Here is a 22,882-nt window from a genome sequence, read left to right as displayed (position 1 = left end):
GATACCCTGATGCGCGGATGTCGCATCAGGGTATAGCATTGCAGGAGATTAGCCTACCCGTTTAACATCGCCCACCAGCAGGATGTAGGAGAGCGCGCCAATCAGGGCCACCGCGGAGATATAGACCAGTGCCGGGCCAAAACCGTAGTCCTGCGCCAGGTAGCCAATCACCAGTGGAACGGTGATCCCGCCCAGGCCGCCAACGAAGTTAAACACCCCGCCGGTCAGACCAATCAGACGCATCGGGGCCAGCGACGACACCAGCGACCAGGTGATGGAGGCAAAGCCATTCCCAAAGAAGGCCACCGCCATCAGGGTCATAATCCATACCGGATCGTTGGTGTAGTTTGCGCCCATGATGCAGGTGGAGATCAGCAGCCCGCAGATGATCGGCGTTTTACGCGCCACGCCGAGGGAGAACCCTTTTTTCACCAGCTTATCCGCCAGCCAGCCGGAGAGCAGCACGCCAAAGAAGGCCGCCAGGAACGGCACGGTGGTCATAAAGCCCGCCTTCAGCGCGGTGATGCCTTTCTCCTGGGTCAGGTAGTTCGGGAACCAGGTCAGGAAGAACCACAGCGTGGAGGTCACCGCAAACTGGCCAAGGTAAACGCCCACCAGCTTACGGTGGAAGACCAGCTTCCAGTCAGCTTTGGTCAGCGGCTGGCGCGCCTCTTTTTTCACTGGCGCATCGCCATCCACCAGACCGCCGCCATCGCGAATATAATCCAGCTCGGCTTTGCTGATGCTTTTGGTCAGGCGCGGCGGCTGATAGACCTTAATCCAGATAAACGACCAGATGATGCCGATCCCGCCGGTGACGATGAACACCCAGTGCCAACTCAGCAGCTCCTGGATCCAGATCAGCAGCGGGGTCAGGAACGCCAGACCAACAAACTGCCCGGAGGTATAGAACCCGACGGCAGAGGCGCGCTCATGTTCAGGGAACCAGCTGGTGACCATGCGGTTATTGGTCGGGAATGCTGGCGCTTCGAAAATACCGGTGATCGCGCGCAGGCCAATCAGCGACATTAAGCCAGTAGCAAAACCCTGGAACAGGGTCGCCACGGACCAGCCGAAAATAGCGATAAAGTAGGTCAGGCGCGAGCCGATGCGGTCGAGGAACCAACCGCCCGGGATCTGGCATAGCGTATAGAGCCAGGCAAACGCCGAGAAGACGTAGCCCATCTCCGCTTTGGTAATGCCGAACTCCTCCTGAATATGGGCCGAAGCCACGGCAAGGTTGGCGCGGTCGACATAACAGATGACCACGGTAATAAAGATCATCATCAGCGTCAGGTAGCGGCGACGCCCGGTTTTGGTAGCTGTAACTGGAATATCCATCGCAATCTGTCTCCAGATTTTGGGCATAGCGAGGCCGCTCACCATGCCCTGTAATTTACAGAGGGTTATATTTTTGTCTGTGAGATTGTTGCCCGGTGGCGCTGCGCTTACCGGGCCTACGGCGTGGTGATCACCATTCCGCTACGCTGCCGTCCTCGTGACGCCATAACGGATTACGCCAGTCCGGCGCATTTTTACTCAGCTCAATGACTTTGGCTTCGTCGATCTCCACGCCAAGGCCCGGCTTCGTTAACGGTTTGAAGAAACCGCCTTCCATGCTGAAGTCTTCTTTATTCTTCACAAAGTCGAGCAGTTCCGCGCCCTTGTTATAGTGAATGCCCATACTCTGCTCCTGGAATACCGCGTTGCGCGAGACAAAGTCCACGTGCAGACAGGCTGCCAGCGCAATCGGGCCCAGCGGGCAGTGCGGTGCCAGGGCCACGTCATAGGCTTCTGCCATCCCGGCAATTTTGTAGCATTCGGTGATGCCGCCCGCGTGGGAGAGGTCCGGTTGCAGGATCGCAATCCCGCCCGCTTCCAGCACGCGTTTAAACTCGAAGCGCGAGAACATGCGTTCGCCCGCCGCGATCGGAATGTGCGTCTGCTCCGCCAGTTTCGGGTAGTACTCGGCCTGCTCGGCCAGCACCGGCTCCTCGATAAACAGCGGACGGTACGGCTCCAGTTCTTTGATCAGCAGTTTCGCCATCGGCGCGCTGACGCGACCGTGGAAATCGAGACCAAACTCAATCTCGTTGCCGAAGGCTTCACGGATTTGCGCCACGGTATTTACCGCGCGATCCACCGCCCGCGAGTTATCAATCACGCCCATCTCTTCGCAGCCGTTAAGTTTGAAGGTGTCGAAACCGATGCTGCGCAGCTTGCTAATGCCGTCGATCACTTCCGCCGGACGGTCACCGCCCACCCAGCTGTAGGCTTTGATTTTGTCGCGTACCAGGCCCCCCATCAGCTGCCAGACCGGGGCGTTCAGCACTTTGCCTTTGATATCCCACAGCGCCTGGTCGATACCGGCGATGGCGCTCATCAGGATTGGGCCGCCGCGGTAGAAGCCCGCACGGTACATCACCTGCCACAGGTCGTTAATACGCGCCGGATCCTGACCAATCAGATATTCGCCCAGCTCATGCACCGCCGCTTCAACGGTGCGCGCACGGCCTTCAATCACCGGCTCGCCCCAGCCAACCACCCCTTCGTCGGTTTCGATTTTCAGGAACATCCAACGCGGCGGTAAACGGTAGGTGGTGAGTTTGGTTATTTTCATTGCATTGCCTCTCGATACGCTTTTACAAATGCTGCCGCCTGCTGTGCGGTACGCTCAATGGACTGCCCGGCGCGATAGAGATCGCTACCCAGACCGGCCCCTACACAGCCCGCGTTCATCCACTGGGCCAGGTTTTCGGGCGTGACGCCGCCCACGGCAAAGACCGGTACGCTGGCGGGCAACACCGCTTTCAGCGCTTTGATGTAATCCGGGCCAAAGGCCGACGACGGGAAGATTTTGAGCGACTGTGCGCCCGCATCGAGAGCGGTAAAGGCTTCTGTCGCCGTGGCGCATCCGGGACAAACCGTCATGCCGTAGCCCACAGCGCGGCGGATCACCTCAGGGTTGATATTGGGCGTCACAATGAGCTTACAGCCCATCTTCGCCAGGCTGTCCACCTGCTCCGGCTGTAATACGGTCCCCGCGCCGATCAGCGCTTTGTCACCAAACGCATCCACGACCGCCGGAATGCTTTTTTCCCATTCCGGGGAGTTGAGCGGGATTTCCACCGCGTCGAACCCGGCGTCGATCACCGCACCAACGTGGGCAATGGCCTCGTCAGGGGTGATGCCGCGCAGAATCGCGATAAGGGGAAGATTAGTTTGCCACTGCATGAGCGATGCTCCTTATTCCTGCCTGAAATGCCGTGTCGCCCTCCACCGCCGCCACGTCACGCCCGATGGCGTGGAACGCCTGGCGGTAACGAGCGGTCAGCGATGAACCCGCGACGAGGGTGATGGACTGCTGCCCAGCGAACTGTTCGCTCAGGGTGGCGACTTCTGCGCCAATCAGCAGGCCCGATAAAAATTCGCTCACATGCTCGCGGGGAAGGGTTCCCAGCACGTGCGAGGCGCGAACCTCAAAAAGCTGCGGCAAAACGGCGGGGGAAGCGATCCCACGCTCAAGCCCGGCGGCAAATGCTTCCGGCGAGGCTGTCTGCTCCGGCAGCCCCGCCCCCACCAGCGAATGCTTCAGCAGTAAATGGTGTAATTCACCGGTCATCACGGTGCGAAAATCAGCGATCTGCTCAGCATCGGCTTGCACCCATTTGCAGTGCGTACCGGGCATGACATAGACAGAAGAAGGAGAGAGCGTGCGCGCGCCGAGGAGTTGGGTTTCTTCACCGCGCATCACATTGTGATTATCGTCGCAGGAGACGCATAGCCCCGGAATTATCCAGATATTGTCGCCAACAGACGTTAACTGTTCGCCAATAGCGGAGAAACAGGCAGGAACCGGCAGATATGGTGCAACCTTCCAACCCACGTTGCTGCCAACCATGCCTGCCATTACCACCGGCGTGGCGCCGTCGCGCCAGTTTTGTGTCACCTCTGCTAACACCGCTTCAGGAGATTTACCGTTCAGGCGCGTGACGCCTGCTTCTGATTGCCTGCTCTCCAGGCACTGCTCGCCCTGGTAGAGCCAGGCGCGCAGATTGGTCGATCCCCAGTCAATTGCGATGTAGCGAGATGTCATGTGATTTCCTTCAGCCTTCGTGTCGAGCTGGCGATCATGGTGAGCGCCGCCTGCTCTGCCGCATCGCTGTCCTGATGGCGTATCGCATCGAACAGCGCTTTATGTTCCTGGAGCGTCTTCGGCATGTTGGCCTCATCACCCATCCAGGTTCGTTCAAAAACTGCTCGCTGTAACGAGCTGATCGCCACGCTAAGCTGCTGTAGCACCGGGTTATGCACCGACTGCAACACCGCCTCGTGGTAGCGAATATCCGCCTCGTTAAAGGCGTCCCGATCCTGGTTATTGGCGATCATATCGTTCAGGGCCGCCTCAATTTGCGCGAGGTCGCCAGAGGTTGCGCGTTCCGCCGCCCAGCGGGCTATTGCCGGCTCCACCAGGTTTCGCACCTCGCTCATCGCGCCAATCAGCCGTGGGTCGTAGTCGTTTTCCAGCACCCACTGCAAAACCTCGGTATCGAGGTAGTTCCACTGGTTACGCGGGGCAACAAAGGCGCCGCGATAACGCTTCATTTCAATCAGCCGCTTCGCCATCAGCGAACGGAACACTTCCCGGATGATGTTGCGTGAGGTTTCAAACTCCTCACACAGCTCTGCCTCGGCGGGCAGCGGTGACCCAGGAACGTACTTGCCACCCACGATTTGAGTGCCCAGCGTGATGACGATGCGATCGGTTTTATTGAGAGTCATGGAGAGTCCTTGTGCTCTGTAGGTCCGCCCCTACTTTACCGCGACCGCTGAATTTCGCCTCAATTTTGCAGTACAAACGTGATGCCATTCGTCATTGCTGTGGTCGTAATGTAGTACAATCACATTGTGTTGTACTACAATCCAGATCACAAAAAGAGCAATCAGTGAAAGGAATGTTAAAGAAAGGTTCTTGAGGGGATAAAAAAACCCGCAACGAGTGCGGGTTCGGGAGCGCGTATTTTGCCAGGCTTTAATTCAGCACAAACTTCTCAATCGCGTAGGCCACGCCATCTTCGAGGTTAGATTTAGTGACGAAGTTAGCCACCTCTTTCACCGACGGGATCGCGTTCTCCATCGCCACGCCTAAGCCAGCATATTCCAGCATCGCAATGTCGTTTTCCTGATCGCCGAGCGTCATGATCTCTTCCGGCTTGATCCCCAGCGTTTCGGCCAGCGACTTCACGCCGGTGCCTTTATTGACGCGTTTATCGAGGATTTCGAGGAAGTACGGCGCACTTTTCAGCACGGTGTACTTCTCTTTTACCTCATCCGGAATGCGGGCGATGGCCTGGTCGAGAATGGCGGGCTCATCGATCATCATAACCTTCAGGAACTGGGTTTCGGGATCCATTTTTTCCGCTTCGCAGAACACCAGCGGGATGGTGGCGACGTAGGATTCATGTACCGTGTAGTAGCTGATGTCGCGGTTCGCGGTGTACAGCGTGGTGCGGTCGAGGGCGTGGAAGTGCGAGCCTACCTCGCGGGAGAGTTGTTCCAGATAGCGATAGTCTTCATAGCTCAGCGCCGTCTGCGCCACCGTGCTGCCATCGGCCGCTTTCTGCACCAGCGCACCGTTGTAGGTAATGCAGTAATCTCCTGGCTCGTTCATGTGCAGCTCTTTCAGGTAGTTATGCACCCCCGCATATGGGCGACCGGTGCAAAGCACCACGTTCACGCCCTTCTCCCGGGCTGCGGCAATCGCATTTTTAACGGCAGGAGAGATGGTGTGGTCTGGCAGCAGCAGCGTGCCGTCCATATCGATTGCAATGAGTTTGATAGCCATGAGATCCCCGGTTGGAATGAGTCTTTCCTCATGCTAGCGCGATTCCGCTCAAAAAACACGGTAAGAAAGGGGATGGGGTCTGGAGAGGAAATTCCTCTTTTGCATCTAAAGAAAAGCCCGGTGACGCTGACGCGTACCGGGCCTACGAAACCTGTAGCCCCGGTAAGCGCAGCGCCACCGGGGAACAAACGGCTTAGATGTCAATATTCGCCGCTTTCAGGGCGTTCTCTTCGATGAAGGCGCGACGGGGTTCAACCGCATCGCCCATCAGGGTAGTGAACAGCTGGTCGGCAGCAATCGCGTCCTTAACGGTAACCCGCAGCATGCGGCGGCTTTCCGGATCCATGGTCGTTTCCCACAGCTGATCCGGGTTCATTTCGCCCAGACCTTTATAGCGCTGAATGGAGAGGCCACGACGGGACTCTTTCACCAGCCACTCCAGCGCCTGCTCGAAGCTGGCAACCGGCTGACGGCGTTCGCCACGTTCGATGAACGCATCGTCTTCAATCAGGCCACGCAGCTTCTCGCCGAGGGTGCAGATACGACGGTATTCCGCGCCGGTCACGAACTCATGCTCCAGCGGATAGTCAGTATCCACGCCGTGGGTACGCACGCGGATCACCGGCTCGAACTGCTGGGCGGCGTTCTGCTGAATATCGAACTTCCACTGGCTGCCGTGCTGCTCGTTCTCGTTCAGCTCGCTGACCAGGGTATTTACCCAGCGGGTCACCGCCTGCTCGTTATCGAGATCGGCTTCGTTCAGGGTCGGCTGGTAAACCAGCGCCTTCAGCAGCGCTTTTGGATAACGGCGCTCCATGCGGCCAATCATCTTCTGGGTGGCGTTGTACTCGGAGACCAGACGCTCCAGCGGCTCGCCCGCCAGCGCCGGGGCGCTTGAGTTGGCGTGCAGGGTGGCGCCATCAAGAGCAATAGCGATCTGGTACTGATCCATCGCCTCGTCATCTTTGATGTACTGCTCCTGCTTGCCTTTTTTCACCTTGTAGAGCGGCGGCTGGGCAATGTAGACGTGGCCACGCTCAACGATCTCCGGCATCTGACGGTAGAAGAAGGTCAGCAGCAGGGTACGAATGTGCGAGCCGTCGACGTCCGCATCGGTCATGATGATGATGCTGTGATAGCGCAGCTTGTCCGGGTTGTACTCGTCGCGGCCAATACCGCAGCCCAGGGCGGTGATCAGGGTTGCTACTTCCTGAGAGGAGAGCATCTTGTCGAAGCGCGCTTTCTCAACGTTGAGGATTTTACCCTTCAGCGGCAGGATCGCCTGGTTCTTACGGTTACGGCCCTGCTTCGCAGAACCGCCCGCAGAGTCCCCTTCCACGAGGTACAGTTCGGACAGCGCCGGGTCGCGTTCCTGGCAGTCCGCCAGTTTGCCCGGCAGGCCTGCTAAGTCCAGCGCGCCTTTACGACGGGTCATTTCACGGGCTTTACGCGCCGCTTCACGGGCACGCGCCGCATCGATAATTTTACCGACGACGATTTTGGCGTCGGACGGGTTTTCCTGCAGGTAGTCGCTCAGCAGCTCGTTCATCTGCTGTTCAACCGCCGATTTCACCTCAGAGGAGACCAGCTTGTCTTTGGTCTGGGAGGAGAACTTCGGATCCGGTACCTTCACGGAGACAACGGCGATCAGGCCTTCACGGGCATCGTCACCGGTGGCGCTGACTTTCGCTTTTTTGCTGTAGCCTTCTTTGTCCATGTAGGCGTTCAGGGTACGGGTCATCGCCGTACGGAAGCCGACCAGGTGCGTACCGCCGTCGCGCTGCGGAATGTTATTGGTGAAGCAGTAGATGTTTTCCTGGAAACCGTCGTTCCACTGCAGCGCCACTTCCACGCCGATACCATCTTTTTCGGTGGAGAAATAGAAGATATTTGGGTGAATTGGCGTTTTGTTCTTGTTCAGATACTCAACGAACGCCTTGATACCACCTTCGTAATGGAAGTGGTCTTCTTTGCCGTCGCGCTTGTCGCGCAGGCGAATCGAGACGCCGGAGTTCAGGAATGACAGCTCGCGCAGACGCTTCGCCAGGATGTCATATTCGAACTCGGTCACGTTGGAGAAGGTTTCGAGGCTCGGCCAGAAACGGACCGTGGTACCGGTTTTCTCCGTCTCGCCCGTTACCGCCAGCGGTGCCTGCGGCACGCCGTGGGTATAGACCTGACGGTGAATTTTACCTTCGCGGTTGATCACCAGCTCCAGCTTCTGCGACAGGGCGTTAACGACAGAGACGCCCACGCCGTGCAGACCGCCGGACACTTTATAGGAGTTATCATCGAACTTACCGCCCGCGTGCAGAACGGTCATGATCACTTCCGCCGCAGAGACGCCCTCTTCCGGGTGGATGCCGGTCGGAATGCCACGGCCATCATCCTGTACGGAAACAGAGTTATCGGCGTGGATGGTGACGATAATGTCTTTACAGTGACCCGCGAGCGCTTCGTCGATAGCGTTATCTACCACCTCGAATACCATGTGGTGCAGACCGGTGCCGTCATCCGTGTCGCCGATATACATACCCGGGCGCTTACGCACCGCATCCAGCCCTTTCAGGACTTTGATACTGGAGGAGTCATAAGAATTCGACATCAACGTTTCTCGCTCATTTATTCTTGGGTTAATCCGTTATTTTACCCTTTTCCACGTTAAACATCTTCGAATTTTCGTCCGACATGTCTATTACGTGTTCAGCGCTAATCGCACTGACGAAAACCTGGGACTGTGTGGCTTTTAAGCGGCTGGCAAGCAGCCCGCGCCGCGCGTCGTCAAGTTCCGAGGCAAAATCATCAATCAGATACAGACAGCGTCGCCCGCTCTCACGGGTTAGGTACTCGCCCTGCGCCAGGCGCAGGGCGCACATCAGAAGTTTAAGCTGCCCGCGTGATAAGGTGTCTTCCACCGGCGCGCCATCGGCACGAATGCGGAAATCCGCCTTGTGCGGGCCATGCGCGGTGTAGGTCAGCATGCGATCGCGCTCGAAGCTTCGCTCCAGCACCTCGGCATAATCTGTCTCTTTCTCCCAGCCGCGCTGGAAGGAGAAGCTCAGGGAGAACTCGGGTAAAAACTGCTGGCAGGTGTCCGCCATGTCTTCCGCGATCCCGGCGCTGTACTCCGCACGCCAGCGGCTAATCTGCTCCGCCAGCGGGATCAGCTCTTTATCCCACGCCCGCAGTTGGGCGTAGCGGGTCACCTGGCGCAGCGCGGCATTGCGCTGTTTCAGCAGCCGCTTGAGGTTGCTCCAGGCGTTAAAGAAACCGGCTTCGTTGTGAAAGCATCCCCAGTCGAGGAAGGCTCTTCTGTATTTGGGGCCGCCGTTGAGTAAAGTAAACCCCTCGGGGGTGATTAGCTGCATGGGCATCAGCAGCGCCAGCTCGGCCACTTTGTGCCCGTCGGTGCCGTCGATGCGTACCTTGCTGTCACCGTGCTTGTCTTTGGTCAGGCCGATGGCGGTCTCGTGCTCTTCGCCCCGTAAACGGCCATGAAGCACAAACGCGTCCTGCTCGTGGCGAATGACGCGGCCAATCTGCAAACTGCGAAACGCCCGGCCATGGCCGAGCGTATAGATGGCTTCCAGCACGCTGGTTTTGCCGCTGCCGTTGGCGCCAACCAGGAAGTTAAAGCCGGGGGATAAAGCAAGATCCGCGCTTTCGATATTGCGAAAGTCGCGGATCAACAGGCGGGTGAGCGACATTACAGTCTCATTGGCATGACAACATAAGCCGCACTCTGGCTGGCAGCATCTTCAATTTGTACGCTCGACACGGAGTCGGTCAGCAGAATACGCACGTTCTCGCACTTCAGCGCGTTCAGCACATCCAGCACGTAACTGACGTTAAAGCCGATTTCCATCTCGGTGCCTGCGGCATAGGTGACATCCAGAATCTCTTCGGCCTCTTCCTGTTCCGGGTTGTTGGCCGTGATCTTCAGCTGGTTTTCGCTCACATACAGACGCACGCCGCGGAACTTCTCGTTGGAGAGGATTGCCGCGCGGGCAAAGGCCTGCTTGAGGATATCGCAGCCCGCTTCCAGCGTTTTGTCCGGGTTCTTCGGCAATACGCGGCGATAGTCCGGGAAACGGCCATCTACCAGCTTGGAGGTAAAGATGAAGTCGCCCACGTGAGCGCGGATATTGTTGCTGCCAATCTGCACGCGCAGCGGGGTTTCACCGCCGTCGAGCATACGCATCAGTTCAATCACGCCTTTACGCGGTACGATCACCGAATGGTTCGGCAGCGTCACGCCAACCGGCATGGAGCAGACCGCCAGGCGGTGACCGTCGGTGGCAACGGTACGCAGCTCTTCCCCTTCGGTTTCGAACAGCATACCGTTTAAGTAGTAGCGAACGTCCTGATGCGCCATAGAGAACTGGGTGGCTTCAATCAGGCGTTTCATGGTGGCCTGTGGCAGGGTGAATTCGACTTCACTTTGCCAGTCGTCCAGGTTCGGGAAGTCAGCAGCAGGCAGCGTAGAGAGCGAGAAACGGCTGCGGCCAGAGCGCACCAGCATACGGTCGCCTTCCAGCTGCACGGCAATCTCTGCCCCTTCAGGCAGTCCGCGGCAGATATCAAAGAACTTACGCGCCGGAACGGTGGTTGCGCCCGCTTCGTGAGGCTGAGAAAGCGTCACACGTGCGACCATTTCCATCTCGAGATCGGTCCCGGTCAGCGACAGCGTGCCGTCTGCCACCTGCAGCAGCAGGTTACCAAGAATAGGCAGCGTCGGGCGGCCGCCTAAGGGGCCACTCACCTGTTGCAGCGGTTTTAATAAATGTTCACGTTCAACGGTAAATTTCATAGCATCACGATGATAATGTTCTGATTAAATTGGAGAAGTCTTCTTTTATGTCGTGGCTTTCTTCACGCAGCTGCTCGATCTTACGGCAGGCGTGCAGCACGGTGGTATGGTCACGGCCACCAAACGCATCGCCGATCTCCGGCAGACTGTGGTTGGTTAACTCCTTTGCCAGCGCCATCGCCATCTGACGCGGTCTCGCCACCGAGCGGGAACGACGTTTAGACAGCAAATCTGCCACTTTAATTTTGTAGTACTCCGCCACCGTCTTCTGAATATTGTCGATGGTGACCAGTTTTTCCTGCAGCGCCAGCAGATCGCGCAGCGCCTCACGCACGAAATCGATGGTGATCGCCCGTCCGGTAAAGTTGGCGTTAGCAATAACGCGGTTCAGTGCGCCCTCAAGCTCACGAACGTTGGAACGCAGACGCTTGGCGATAAAGAACGCCACCTCACCCGGCAGACGAATGTCGTTCTCGTCGGCCTTTTTCATCAGGATCGCCACGCGGGTTTCCAGCTCCGGTGGCTCGATCGCCACGGTCAGGCCCCAGCCGAAGCGCGATTTCAGACGATCTTCAACCCCGTTGATCTCTTTTGGATAGCGATCCGAGGTCAAAATGATCTGCTGATTGCCTTCCAGCAGCGCATTGAAGGTGTGGAAAAACTCTTCCTGGGATCGTTCTTTATTGGCAAAGAACTGGATGTCATCGATCAGCAGCGCATCAACGGAACGGTAATAGCGTTTAAACTCTTCGATCGCATTGTTTTGCAGGGCTTTTACCATATCCTGAACGAAGCGCTCGGAGTGCATATACACCACTTTGGCATTGGGCTTACGCGCCATAATGCCATTGCCTACCGCATGCAGCAGGTGCGTTTTACCCAGACCGGTACCGCCATAAAGGAACAGCGGGTTATAGGCGCCGCCCGGGTTATCCGCCACCTGGCGCGCCGCCGCGCGGGCCAGCTGGTTCGATTTACCTTCGACGAAGTTATCAAAGGTGTGTTTGACGTTAACGTTAGAGCGGTAGGTTGGCTCTGCCGGTGCCGGGACGTTATCCCAACCCGCACGCGGCGCAGGCGCGACGCGCGGCATCTGAACCTGCGCGGTCTGCGCGGGCGCAGCGGCGACGTTAACGGTCTCTTTGAGGGTTTGGGTGACCGGTTTAGTGCCCACTTCAAAACGCAGCTGTGGGGCATCGGCACCGCAAAATTCGTTTAGCAGTCCGTTGATGTTATTGAGGTATTTGTCCCTGACCCAATCGAGCACAAAACGGTTTGGCGCATACAAAGCCAGCGTGTTATCGCTCAGTTCCGCCTGCAACGGGCGGATCCACATACTGAATTCTGTGGCTGGTAACTCATCCTGCAATCGGGCAAGACACTGCTGCCAAAGCGAAAGTGACACGGCGGACTCCACTCGAACAAAAAAGAAAGCTATTGAATAGTCATGATTGTAGACACACGTCGAAAGAACCCGGCGTTTAGGGGGACGTGCGAACCGCTGTCTGCGGTTTTTTTTACCTGCTCTGGATCCTGGGATCGCGATCAGGACCGCGGATCATAGCCTAAACTGAGCCAGAGATCTTCTGTTTCTCACAGTTTCTTCCCGATTTATCCACAGGAGGATCGAAACGGGGTAAGTGTAAACGATCCTGGCGAAGCGACCCCGCGATTTAGGCCGCATATTGGAAAAATTAATGAGTAGCGACAAATTTTTGCTTAAATGATCTAACGAAGATCCTGGACGATCCTTGCGATTTGCCCGGGAGCCCGTATAATTCCCCACCCGGCGCGTGGGACTCGATTTCCTGCGTCTGACGCTGCTCAATTTGCACGCTAAAAACGTGCGGAAAGACGCGGGAAATAAGGAAAGAGAATTGACTCCGGAGTGTACAATTATTACAATCCGGCCTCTTTAATCACCCATGGCTTCGGCGTCCATCGTTCGTTATTCGTTCGGACTCCACAAAAAGTCATTGAATTTATTCAAGTTTAGGTAGAAATCGCCATGAAACGCACTTTTCAACCGTCTGTACTGAAGCGCAACCGTTCTCACGGCTTCCGTGCTCGTATGGCTACTAAAAATGGTCGTCAGGTTCTGGCACGTCGTCGTGCTAAAGGCCGTTCACGTCTGACCGTTTCCAAGTAATTAAGCTAACCCCTGAGTGGTTAAGCTAGCATTTCCCAGGGAGTTACGTTTGTTAACTCCCACTCATTTCACTTTCGTCTTCCAGCAGCCACAACGGGCTGGCACGCCGCAAATCACCATTCTCGGCCGCCAAAATTCGCTGGGGCATCCCCGTATCGGTCTCACTGTCGCCAAGAAAAACGTTAAGCGTGCGCATGAACGCAATCGGATTAAACGTCTGACGCGTGAAAGCTTCCGTTTACGTCAACATGAACTGCCTTCTATGGATTTCGTGGTGGTGGCTAAAAAAGGGGTTGCCGACCTCGATAACCGTGCTCTCTCGGAAGCGTTGGAAAAATTATGGCGCCGCCACTGTCGCCTGGCTCACGGGTCCTGATCGGCCTTATCCGGGTCTATCAACGCCTGATTAGTCCGCTACTCGGGCCACACTGCCGTTTCAGACCGACCTGTTCGCAATACGGAATTGAGGCATTGCGCAGGTTTGGAGTGATAAAAGGCAGTTGGTTGACGGTGAAACGCGTATTAAAATGCCACCCTTTACACCCAGGTGGAGACGACCCCGTCCCTCCAGGACCTTTTGATACCAGAGAACACTAACGATGGATTCGCAACGCAATCTTCTTATCATCGCTTTGTTGTTCGTGTCTTTCATGATCTTCCAGGCTTGGGAGCAGGACAAAAATCCTCAACCTCAGCAGCAGGTCACGCAGACAACGACCACCGCAGCGGGTAGCGCCGCCGACCAGGGCGTACCGGCCAGTGGCCAGGGGAAACAGATTACGGTTAAGACCGATGTGCTTGAGCTGACTATCAACACCCGTGGTGGTGATATTGAGCAGGCGCTGCTGTTGACCTACCCGAAAGAGCTGAAGTCTTCCGAACCTTTCCAGCTGCTGGAAACCACGCCTGAGTTTATCTATCAGGCACAGAGCGGCCTGACCGGTCGTGATGGCCCGGATAACCCGGCTAACGGTGCGCGTCCGCTGTATAACGTAGACAGCGATACCTTTGTGCTGGCCGATGGTCAGAACGAAATCACCATTCCGCTGACCTACACCGACGCCGCGGGTAACACCTTCACCAAAACCTTCACCCTGAAACGCGGTGAGTTTGCGGTAAACGTGGGCTATAACGTACAGAACGCCGGAGCGAAGCCGCTGGAAGTGTCGACCTTTGGTCAGCTGAAGCAGTCCATCAATCTGCCGTCGCACCGCGACACCGGAAGCAGCAACTTCGCGCTGCACACCTTCCGCGGCGCAGCGTACTCTACGCCAGACGCGAAATACGAGAAATACAAGTTCGACACCATCGCCGATAACGAAAACCTGAACGTCAGCTCCAAAGGCGGCTGGGTTGCGATGCTGCAGCAGTATTTCGCTACCGCGTGGATCCCGAATAACGACGGTACCAACAACTTCTATACCGCGAACCTGGGTAACGGTGTTGCCGCTATCGGCTATAAGTCTCAGCCGGTTCTGGTTCAGCCGGGTCAAACCGGTACGCTGGCCAGCACCCTGTGGGTCGGCCCGGAAATCCAGGACAAAATGGCTGCCGTGGCGCCGCACCTGGACCTGACCGTAGACTACGGTTGGTTGTGGTTCATCTCTCAGCCGCTGTTCAAGCTGCTGAAGTGGATCCACAGCTTCCTGGGTAACTGGGGCTTCTCCATCATCGTTATCACCTTTATCGTTCGTGGCATCATGTACCCGCTGACCAAAGCGCAGTACACCTCCATGGCGAAGATGCGTATGCTACAGCCGAAGATTCAGGCGATGCGTGAGCGTCTGGGCGATGACAAGCAGCGTCAGAGCCAGGAGATGATGGCCCTGTACAAAGCCGAGAAAGTGAACCCGCTGGGTGGCTGCTTCCCGCTGCTGATCCAGATGCCTATCTTCCTTGCGCTCTACTACATGCTGATGGGCTCCGTTGAGCTGCGCCACGCGCCATTCGCGCTGTGGATCCATGACCTCTCCGCACAGGACCCGTACTACATCCTGCCGATCCTGATGGGCGTGACGATGTTCTTCATCCAGAAGATGTCGCCGACCACCGTGACCGACCCGATGCAGCAGAAGATCATGACCTTTATGCCGGTCATCTTCACCGTGTTCTTCCTGTGGTTCCCGTCAGGTCTGGTGCTGTACTATATCGTCAGCAACCTGGTAACCATCCTTCAGCAACAGCTGATCTACCGTGGTCTGGAAAAACGTGGCCTGCATAGCCGCGAAAAGAAAAGCTCCTGATCCCAAGTAGGCTGTAGCTAAAATAAAGGCGGTCATCAGACCGCCTTTTTTATTGCGTTAAGAAGAGACAAACCATGAGCCATAACGACACTATCGTCGCCCAGGCAACCCCACCGGGACGCGGTGGTGTGGGCATTCTGCGTATCTCCGGCCTGAAGGCGCGCGAGGTAGCAGAAGCGGTGCTGGGTAAACTGCCAAAGCCACGCTATGCCGATTATCTGCCCTTTAAAGATAGCGACGGAACGGCGCTGGACCAGGGCATCGCACTCTGGTTCCCGGGCCCGAACTCCTTTACCGGCGAAGATGTGCTCGAACTGCAGGGCCACGGCGGGCCGGTGATCCTCGACCTGCTGCTGAAACGCATTCTGACCCTGCCGGGCGTACGCATCGCTAAACCGGGCGAGTTCTCCGAGCGGGCGTTTCTGAACGACAAGCTGGATCTGGCCCAGGCAGAAGCGATTGCCGACCTGATCGACGCCAGCTCCGAGCAGGCCGCGCGCTCGGCGCTGAACTCGCTGCAGGGCGCCTTTTCCGCGCGCGTTAACCATCTGGTGGAAGCACTTACTCACCTGCGCATCTACGTGGAAGCAGCCATTGATTTCCCGGATGAGGAGATCGACTTCCTCTCCGATGGCAAAATCGAAGCCCAGCTTAACGCGGTGATGAACGATCTCGACGCGGTACGTGCCGAGGCGCGTCAGGGCAGCCTGCTGCGCGAAGGGATGAAGGTGGTGATTGCTGGTCGCCCTAATGCCGGGAAATCGAGCCTGCTGAATGCCCTGGCGGGGCGCGAAGCGGCAATTGTTACCGACATTGCTGGTACCACCCGCGACGTGCTGCGGGAACATATTCATATCGATGGTATGCCGCTGCATATCATCGACACCGCGGGCTTACGCGATGCCAGTGACGAAGTGGAGCGTATCGGTATCGAGCGCGCCTGGCAGGAGATCGAGCAGGCCGACCGGGTGCTGTTTATGGTCGACGGGACTACCACCGCCGCCGTTGACCCGGCCGAGATCTGGCCAGACTTTATCGCCCGCCTGCCGGCAAAACTGCCTATCACCGTGGTGCGTAACAAAGCGGACGTCACCGGCGAAACGCTGGGTATCAGCGATGTGAATGGTCACTCACTTATCCGTCTGTCGGCGCGCACCGGCGAGGGTGTGGATGAGCTGCGCAACCATCTGAAGCAGAGCATGGGCTTTGATACCAGCATGGAGGGCGGCTTCCTCGCCCGTCGTCGCCATTTGCAGGCACTGGAAGAGGCGGCACAGCATCTGGATCAGGGTAAAGCGCAGCTGCTCGGCGCCTGGGCCGGAGAGTTGCTGGCAGAAGAGCTGCGTCTGGCGCAGCAGGCGTTAAGCGAGATCACCGGGGAGTTTACCTCGGACGATCTGCTGGGTCGCATCTTCTCCAGCTTCTGCATCGGGAAATAAACCCGTTGCAGTTAACTGCAAAAAAGCCGCAATAGCATCGCTGTTATTGCGGCTTTTTCTTTTCTCATATTACCTGAATAAATACCAAATACGCCTGTTATATTATCTGTGATTACAATCACAATTAATATCACCGCGCATAGACAAATATTCTCATTCGAATAGTGTAGTAGCGTGTCTAATGAGGATAAATCAATGATGATTATCTTAAATACATATATCACTTCTAAGTGGTTCAATATTGACAATAAAATTGTCAATCACCATCCTTAATCTCCCTTCGCTTCTCATTCTCTATGCAACCTGAATAGATTAACACTCTATTTATCCGGTATGCCTGAAATCATTGCGCCCATAAGGCTGCAATTGTGCCTCTGCACGTCTCTGTCGGTGAAATATATTCTCCCGGTTGCGTAGCGGTATGGCAGGCCCAGGCATGCCTGTATTAATGGTTATTAAAATAGCCACCAGCACCGCTGCAATAAAAACAGGAATGATATAATGGAAAACTTCAAACATTTACCAGAGCCATTTCGCATCAGAGTTATTGAGCCAGTTAAACGCACCACAAGGGAGCATCGCGAAAACGCTATTATTAAATCGGGGATGAACCCTTTCCTGCTGGATAGCGAAGACGTGTTTATTGATTTACTGACCGACAGCGGCACTGGCGCTGTCACACAAAATATGCAGGCCGCCATGCTGCGCGGTGACGAAGCCTATAGTGGAAGCCGCAGCTACTATGCGCTGTCCGACGCGGTGAAAGAAATTTTCGGCTATCAATATACTATCCCGACCCATCAGGGACGCGGCGCCGAGCAGATTTATATTCCTGTGTTAATCAAAAAACGCGAGCAGGAGAAGGGGTTAGACCGCTCGAAAATGGTTGCCTTCTCGAACTACTTCTTTGATACCACGCAGGGGCATAGCCAGATAAATGGCTGCACCGTCCGTAACGTCTATATTAAGGAAGCATTCGATACCGGCGTCCGTTACGATTTTAAAGGCAACTTTGACCTGCAGGGTCTGGAAAACGGCATCGAAGAAGTGGGGCCGAGTAACGTGCCTTATATTGTCGCAACCATCACCAGCAACTCCGCCGGTGGGCAGCCAGTGTCGCTGGCGAACCTGAAAGCGATGTATGCGATTGCCAGAAAATACGATATCCCGGTGGTCATGGATTCGGCGCGCTTCGCAGAAAACGCCTGGTTTATTCAGAAACGCGAAGCGGAATATAAAGACTGGACTATCGCGGAAATAACCCGGGAAACCTATAAGTACGCGGATATGCTGGCGATGTCCGCCAAGAAAGATGCCATGGTGCCCATGGGCGGGTTGCTGTGCATCAAGAACGATGACTACTTCGATGTCTACACCGAGTGCAGAACATTGTGCGTCGTTCAGGAAGGGTTCCCGACTTACGGTGGCCTTGAAGGTGGCGCGATGGAGCGTCTGGCTGTCGGCCTGCATGATGGCATGGGCCAGGACTGGCTGGCCTACCGGATTAATCAGGTGCAGTACCTGGTTGACGGCCTGGAAGCCATCGGGGTGGTTTGCCAGCAGGCGGGGGGCCATGCTGCCTTCGTGGATGCGGGTAAGTTATTGCCGCACATTCCAGCAGAACAGTTCCCGGCGCAGGCGCTGGCCTGTGAGCTCTATAAAGTAGCGGGTATCCGCGCAGTTGAGATCGGTTCGTTCTTATTAGGCCGCGATCCGAAAACAGGTAAACAATTACCTTGCCCGGCAGAGCTGCTGCGTTTAACGATTCCGCGGGCCACGTATACGCAATCGCATATGGATTTCATCGTCGAAGCCTTTAAACACGTTAAAGAAAATGCGAAGAATATAAAAGGGTTAACCTTCACCTACGAACCTAAAGTATTACGCCACTTCACTGCAAAACTCAAAGAAGTTTAACCTTCTGTCCCCGGGTGGCTAAATAATGTTAGCCACCCACAAAGTAAATATATCAATAACATCAGGCTTACCATAATTGATGGGGGCACCATGGATAACGCTTTAGAATTAGAGACTAAACACTCTTCGGTTTGGGGTGTCATGGTTATAGCAGGTACCGTTATTGGCGGGGGAATGTTTGCTTTACCCGTGGATTTGGCAGGGGCATGGTTTTTTTGGGGTGCCTTTATTTTAATTATTGCCTGGTTTTCAATGCTTCACTCCGGGTTATTATTGCTGGAAGCAAATTTAAACTACCCTGTCGGTTCAAGTTTTAATACGGTCACCAAAGATCTGCTTGGCAATAAATGGAATATCGTAAGTGGTTTCACGGTCGCCTTTGTGCTTTATATCCTGACCTATGCCTATATCTCGGCCAATGGCGCAATCATAAGTGAAACCATCGCCATGAATCAGGGCACGCATGTGAACCCGCGCATTGTGGGTGTCAGTACGGCGCTCTTTGTCGCGGCGGTGTTGTGGTTCAGCTCATTAGCCGCCAGCAGGATTACCTCGCTGTTTTTAGGCATTAAGATCATCGCCTTTATCGTTGTTTTTGGGTCATTTTTCTTTCAGGTTGATTACTCGATATTAAGAGACAGCAACGTTATCTCTGCCAGCAATACCAGCTACTTCCCCTATATCTTTATGGCCCTGCCCGTCTGCCTGGCGTCGTTTGGTTTTCATGGCAATATTCCCAGCCTGATCATCTGCTATGGGAAGCGGAAAGATAAACTGATAAAAAGCCTTGTGTTTGGCTCGCTGCTGGCGCTTTTTATCTATCTGTTCTGGTTGTATTGCACGATGGGGAATATCACCCGCGACAGCTTCAACGAGATCATCTCATCCGGGGGCAACGTCGATTCGCTGGTGAAATCTTTCCTTGGCACCCGCCAGCACGGGGTCATCGAATTTTGCTTACTGGTGTTCTCCAATTTAGCCGTCGCCAGCTCCTTCTTTGGCGTCACGCTAGGCTTGTTCGATTACCTTGCCGACCTCTTTAAACTGGATAATTCCCCCTCCGGTCGTCTGAAGACAATCATGCTGACCTTCCTGCCGCCCACTTTGCTCTACCTTATCTTCCCGAACGGCTTTATCTACGGAATTGGCGGTGCCGGGCTGTGTGCAACCCTATGGGCGGTCATTGTCCCGGCCCTGCTGGCGTTGAAAGCGAGACAGAAATTCCCGGATAAGATCTTCACCGTCTGGGGAGGGATGGCGATCCCTTCTCTGGTGATCCTCTTCGGTATCGTGGTCATTTTTTGCTGGTTCGGTAATACCTTTAATTTCCTGCCGCGCTTCGGTTGATCCTGCCTGCGTTCCTGTAAGCCACCTCACGCTGAGGTGGCTTTCCTGCCAGGAAATCACCTTTGTCCAAATGGCAACTCGCTAAACCTTCCTTCTCCCCCTATGCTTCATGCCTGCATTTATGGGGGGTTTATGGCTCGTTTTCTGTTTTGTAGTTTTGCGCTGGTGCTGCTTTATCCATCGGGCATTGATATGTATCTGGTGGGGCTGCCGCACATCGCCCGCGATCTGGGCGCCAGCGAAGCGCAGCTGCATATCGCGTTTTCAGCCTACCTCGCGGGGATGGCGTCATCGATGGTGTTTGCCGGAAAGATTGCCGATAAAGCCGGACGGCAGCCCGTCGCCATTACCGGGCTGTGATTTTTGCCCTGGCATCGGTGCTCTGCTCTCTGGCGCAGGAGAGTACGCTGTTTCTGGCCGGGCGCTTTATCCAGGGCATCGGCGCGGGCGGCTGCTACGTGGTGGCGTTTGCGATTTTGCGTGACACCTTAAGCACCCAGCGACGCGCCAAGGTGCTCTCCATGATAAACGGTATCACCTGTATTATTCCGGTGCTGGCACCGGTGGTGGGCTACCTGATCATGCTGCAATTCCCGTGGCAGAGCCTCTTCTGGGCCATGGCGGCGATGGGAATGCTGGTTTTTATCCTCTCTATCGCGGTGCTGAAAGAGACCCATCCGGGAGCGCAAAACCCTGGTCACACGGCGTCGGTTCCGCCGGAGGAGACGCTGCTTAACCGCTTCTTCATTAGCCGGCTGCTGATCACCACCCTGAGCGTGGCGGTGATCCTGACCTATGTAAACGCTTCCCCGGTGTTATTAATGGAAATCATGGGTTTCGATCGCGGCGAGTATTCCACGGTGATGGCGTTAACCGCGCTGGTCAGCATGGTCGTCTCCTTTTCGGCGCCGTTTGCACTGAATATCTTCAGTCAGCGCACGCTGATACTGACCTCGCAGGTACTGTTCCTGGCGGCGGGCGTGGTGCTGGCGACAGCCAGCTCTCCTGCCCTGATGCTGGCCGGTATTACCCTGGTTTGCGCCGGGTTCTCGATGGGGTTTGGCGTGGCAATGAGCCAGGCATTAGGGCCGTTTGCGCTGCGAGCGGGAGTGGCAAGCTCGGTGCTGGGTATTACTCAGGTCTGCGGCTCGTCGCTGTGGATTTGGCTGGCGGCGATAATCGGGCTGAATGCACTGAATATGCTGATCGGGGTTCTGATTGGCTGTAGCATGCTCAGCATCACCCTACTTATGGTCATCCGGCCCGCAGCACATCATGAAGAAGCACCTCAGCAGTCTCGATCTTAACCTGTTGTTGTGCCTGCAGCTTTTGCTGCAGGAACGCAGCGTCACCAAAGCCGCGAAACGGATGAACGTTACCCCGTCCGCGGTGAGTAAATCACTGGCGAAGCTGCGCGACTGGTTCGACGATCCGCTGTTTGTAAAGACCCCTCTGGGGCTGCTGCCTACTCCGCTGACGATGAGTCTGGAACAGGATCTGGCCGACTGGATGCAGATTGGCAACCAGATCCTCGATAAATTCCACCATGACTCTCCCGGCGGCCTGACCTTTGAGCTGGCGGCGGAAACGCCGCTGATGCTGATCCGCTTTAACGCGCTACTGGAACAGGTGAATCAGCGTTACCCACAGGCGACCGTGAAGATGCGCCACTGGGATTACGATTCGCTGGACGCCATTACCCGCGGGGAGGTCGATCTCGGTTTTACCGGACGTGAAACGCACCCGCGCTCCCGGGAGTTACTGAAGCTGATGCCGTGGTTTATCGACTACGAAATTCTCTTCAGCGACCGCCCTTACGTCTATCTGCGCGAGGACCATCCCGCTCTCCAGGAGACGTGGGATCTGGAGACCTTCCTGCGCTATCCGCATATCAGCATCTTCTGGGAGCGGAGCGACACCTGGGCGCTGGATGAGGTGCTGAGAGAGATGGGACGTACGCGTAATATCGCCATGAGCCTGCCTGGATTCGAGCAGTCGATGTTTATGGCGGCACAGCCGGGCCATAATTATATTGCCACCGCGCCGCACTACTGCCATCACTATAATCAGCTCCACCAGCGGAAGCTGGTTACCCTGCCAATCCCCATCGATGAAGCGCAGGCGCAAAAGCTCACCGTTCCCTTCACCCTGATCTGGCATAAGCGTAACAGCCACAACCCTAAAATCCTCTGGCTGAGAGAAACCATTAAGGCGCTGTATGGTTCTCCATTGCGCTAATGGTCCGGTTTTTGGCTAAGAAAGTGTAAAGTTCCGCTGCAAAACTTCCCTTACCCCCATTTAGCCATTAAAACAGTAGATCAGTTAAGCGATAATGATGTAAACGTTTAACCCGTCTACTGACCATTATCATGGAGCGAAAAATGGCAACGCATTTTGCAAGAGGGACGCTGACCGAGGGGCGGCTGGTTTCGACCAGACTCTCTCCATCCTGTCATATCGAAGCGCGGAAGCTTCCGGAACATCGTCGGGCGCGATTTTTGGCTTCCCGATCGCTGCTTGCTGAACTGATGTTTATGCTTTACGGCACCAGCGAGCTGCCGGACGTAATTACCGAACCTGAGGGTCGCCCGGTTTTTGCCGATCCTGCGCTTCCCCGTTTTTCTATTGCCTACGCCGGCAATATCGTGGGTCTGGCGCTGACCACTGAGGGCGACTGCGGCCTGGATATGGAGCTGCAGCGGACCATTCGCAGCATGGATGGTACCCACGCTCACGACACCTACCCCTTGTCCAGCAACGAGAACTTATGGGTGCGTAATCAGAACGACCCCAACGAAGCCAGAGCACAGCTCATTACCCTGCGCCAGAGCATTCGTAAACTGTCAGGCGACGCCAGCGACTGCGCCAGCCTGCTGCAACTGTTACCGGGCTCAGGTCGTCTACGGGCATCCAGAGCCGCGCAGGTGGAAGCCTTAAGCGATGCCGAAGATGTGCTGATCTGGTCTGTTGCCGTCACCCCGGTTATTGAACGGTTAAAAATCTGGGCATTCGATAGCCGCCTTGGATGGAACGGTCTGCCGGATGTTCCTGCCCGCGCCAACGAGCCGGCAGCACGCCTGATGCGACTCACCAGTTTACCGGCGGAGAAAGCGATTACCCTTACCTGACCCT

20 protein-coding genes and 2 pseudogenes are annotated in these 22,882 nt (G+C 55.9%); 12 read left to right on the top strand and 10 right to left on the bottom strand.

The window, feature by feature from the left end; genetic code table 11:
- Positions 1-48: 48 nt before the first annotated feature.
- The 10 genes from B3X29_RS20255 to dnaA all read right to left on the bottom strand — a co-directional run bounded on the left by B3X29_RS20255 (position 49) and on the right by dnaA (position 12,060).
- Positions 49-1,386, bottom strand: a complete 1,338-nt coding sequence (locus B3X29_RS20255; RefSeq protein ID WP_159340380.1) for an MFS transporter — start codon at positions 1,384-1,386, stop codon at positions 49-51.
- A gap of 85 nt (positions 1,387-1,471) precedes the next feature.
- A complete protein-coding gene (gene dgoD, locus B3X29_RS20250) occupies positions 1,472-2,620 on the bottom strand; it encodes a galactonate dehydratase (RefSeq protein ID WP_103177637.1) in 1,149 nt (382 codons plus the stop codon).
- Positions 2,617-3,234 carry a 2-dehydro-3-deoxy-6-phosphogalactonate aldolase gene (locus B3X29_RS20245; protein WP_159340381.1) on the bottom strand — a complete coding sequence of 206 codons (618 nt, stop codon included), beginning with the start codon at positions 3,232-3,234 and terminating at the stop codon, positions 2,617-2,619. Before B3X29_RS20245 ends, dgoD begins: the two co-directional genes overlap by 4 nt.
- Positions 3,218-4,096, bottom strand: a complete 879-nt coding sequence (locus tag B3X29_RS20240; RefSeq protein WP_103177635.1) for a 2-dehydro-3-deoxygalactonokinase — start codon at positions 4,094-4,096, stop codon at positions 3,218-3,220. The genes B3X29_RS20245 and B3X29_RS20240 overlap by 17 nt, the downstream gene beginning before the upstream one ends.
- Positions 4,093-4,782 carry a D-galactonate utilization transcriptional regulator DgoR gene (gene dgoR, locus B3X29_RS20235; protein ID WP_103177634.1) on the bottom strand — a complete coding sequence of 230 codons (690 nt, stop codon included), beginning with the start codon at positions 4,780-4,782 and terminating at the stop codon, positions 4,093-4,095. Before dgoR ends, B3X29_RS20240 begins: the two co-directional genes overlap by 4 nt.
- A 250-nt stretch (positions 4,783-5,032) precedes the next feature.
- Positions 5,033-5,845: a sugar-phosphatase gene (yidA, locus tag B3X29_RS20230; protein ID WP_156653641.1), complete on the bottom strand. Its 813-nt coding sequence runs from the start codon at positions 5,843-5,845 to the stop codon at positions 5,033-5,035.
- Positions 5,846-6,038: 193 nt separating this feature from the next.
- Positions 6,039-8,450 carry a DNA topoisomerase (ATP-hydrolyzing) subunit B gene (gene gyrB / locus B3X29_RS20225; RefSeq protein WP_103177632.1) on the bottom strand — a complete coding sequence of 804 codons (2,412 nt, stop codon included), beginning with the start codon at positions 8,448-8,450 and terminating at the stop codon, positions 6,039-6,041.
- A gap of 28 nt (positions 8,451-8,478) precedes the next feature.
- On the bottom strand, positions 8,479-9,552 hold the full coding sequence (gene recF, locus B3X29_RS20220; protein WP_159340382.1) for a DNA replication/repair protein RecF: 1,074 nt from the start codon (positions 9,550-9,552) through the stop codon (positions 8,479-8,481).
- A complete protein-coding gene (gene dnaN, locus B3X29_RS20215; protein WP_103177630.1) occupies positions 9,552-10,655 on the bottom strand; it encodes a DNA polymerase III subunit beta in 1,104 nt (367 codons plus the stop codon). The genes recF and dnaN overlap by 1 nt, the downstream gene beginning before the upstream one ends.
- 4 nt (positions 10,656-10,659) lie before the next feature.
- Entirely contained in the window at positions 10,660-12,060 is a 1,401-nt protein-coding gene (dnaA, locus tag B3X29_RS20210; RefSeq protein ID WP_103177629.1) for a chromosomal replication initiator protein DnaA, read from the bottom strand.
- A 322-nt stretch (positions 12,061-12,382) separates the two neighbouring features.
- Here dnaA and B3X29_RS22655 point away from each other — a divergent pair.
- From B3X29_RS22655 to B3X29_RS20160, 12 genes and pseudogenes are all read left to right on the top strand, one after another.
- Positions 12,383-12,433, top strand: a pseudogene (locus B3X29_RS22655) (hypothetical protein); the annotation flags it as partial.
- 230 nt (positions 12,434-12,663) lie between these two features.
- Positions 12,664-12,804 carry a 50S ribosomal protein L34 gene (rpmH, locus tag B3X29_RS20205; protein ID WP_003849659.1) on the top strand — a complete coding sequence of 47 codons (141 nt, stop codon included), beginning with the start codon at positions 12,664-12,666 and terminating at the stop codon, positions 12,802-12,804.
- A gap of 16 nt (positions 12,805-12,820) precedes the next feature.
- Positions 12,821-13,180 carry a ribonuclease P protein component gene (rnpA, locus tag B3X29_RS20200; protein WP_014072458.1) on the top strand — a complete coding sequence of 120 codons (360 nt, stop codon included), beginning with the start codon at positions 12,821-12,823 and terminating at the stop codon, positions 13,178-13,180.
- The gene (yidD, locus tag B3X29_RS20195) at positions 13,144-13,401 is read left to right on the top strand and encodes a membrane protein insertion efficiency factor YidD (protein WP_072036746.1); all 258 of its coding nucleotides are present in this window, start codon (positions 13,144-13,146) and stop codon (positions 13,399-13,401) included. The genes rnpA and yidD overlap by 37 nt, the downstream gene beginning before the upstream one ends.
- 2 nt (positions 13,402-13,403) lie before the next feature.
- Positions 13,404-15,047, top strand: coding sequence for a membrane protein insertase YidC (gene yidC, locus B3X29_RS20190; protein WP_103177628.1), 1,644 nt, complete (start codon positions 13,404-13,406; stop codon positions 15,045-15,047).
- 74 nt (positions 15,048-15,121) lie between these two features.
- Entirely contained in the window at positions 15,122-16,486 is a 1,365-nt protein-coding gene (gene mnmE, locus B3X29_RS20185; protein WP_103177627.1) for a tRNA uridine-5-carboxymethylaminomethyl(34) synthesis GTPase MnmE, read from the top strand.
- A gap of 195 nt (positions 16,487-16,681) precedes the next feature.
- A complete protein-coding gene (tnaC, locus tag B3X29_RS22625) occupies positions 16,682-16,759 on the top strand; it encodes a tryptophanase leader peptide (RefSeq protein ID WP_350028380.1) in 78 nt (25 codons plus the stop codon).
- A 228-nt stretch (positions 16,760-16,987) separates the two neighbouring features.
- Complete coding sequence (gene tnaA, locus B3X29_RS20180; RefSeq protein WP_103177626.1) at positions 16,988-18,403, top strand: tryptophanase; 1,416 nt, start codon at positions 16,988-16,990, stop codon at positions 18,401-18,403.
- Positions 18,404-18,493: 90 nt separating this feature from the next.
- Complete coding sequence (gene tnaB, locus B3X29_RS20175) at positions 18,494-19,750, top strand: low affinity tryptophan permease TnaB (RefSeq protein WP_156655423.1); 1,257 nt, start codon at positions 18,494-18,496, stop codon at positions 19,748-19,750.
- A gap of 132 nt (positions 19,751-19,882) precedes the next feature.
- Positions 19,883-21,057 (top strand): annotated as a pseudogene (locus B3X29_RS20170) (MFS transporter).
- Positions 21,026-21,988, top strand: coding sequence for an HTH-type transcriptional regulator YidZ (gene yidZ / locus B3X29_RS20165; protein ID WP_159340383.1), 963 nt, complete (start codon positions 21,026-21,028; stop codon positions 21,986-21,988). Before B3X29_RS20170 ends, yidZ begins: the two are co-directional and overlap by 32 nt.
- A 143-nt stretch (positions 21,989-22,131) precedes the next feature.
- The gene (locus B3X29_RS20160) at positions 22,132-22,878 is read left to right on the top strand and encodes a 4'-phosphopantetheinyl transferase family protein (RefSeq protein WP_103177622.1); all 747 of its coding nucleotides are present in this window, start codon (positions 22,132-22,134) and stop codon (positions 22,876-22,878) included.
- The last annotated feature ends 4 nt before the right edge of the window (positions 22,879-22,882 follow it).

Source organism: Leclercia sp. UBA5076 (genome assembly GCF_002416465.1).
Taxonomy (GTDB): domain Bacteria; phylum Pseudomonadota; class Gammaproteobacteria; order Enterobacterales; family Enterobacteriaceae; genus Enterobacter.
The sequence above is the reverse complement of the archived record's forward strand: the minus strand, read 5'-3'. Positions and strand labels throughout refer to the sequence as shown.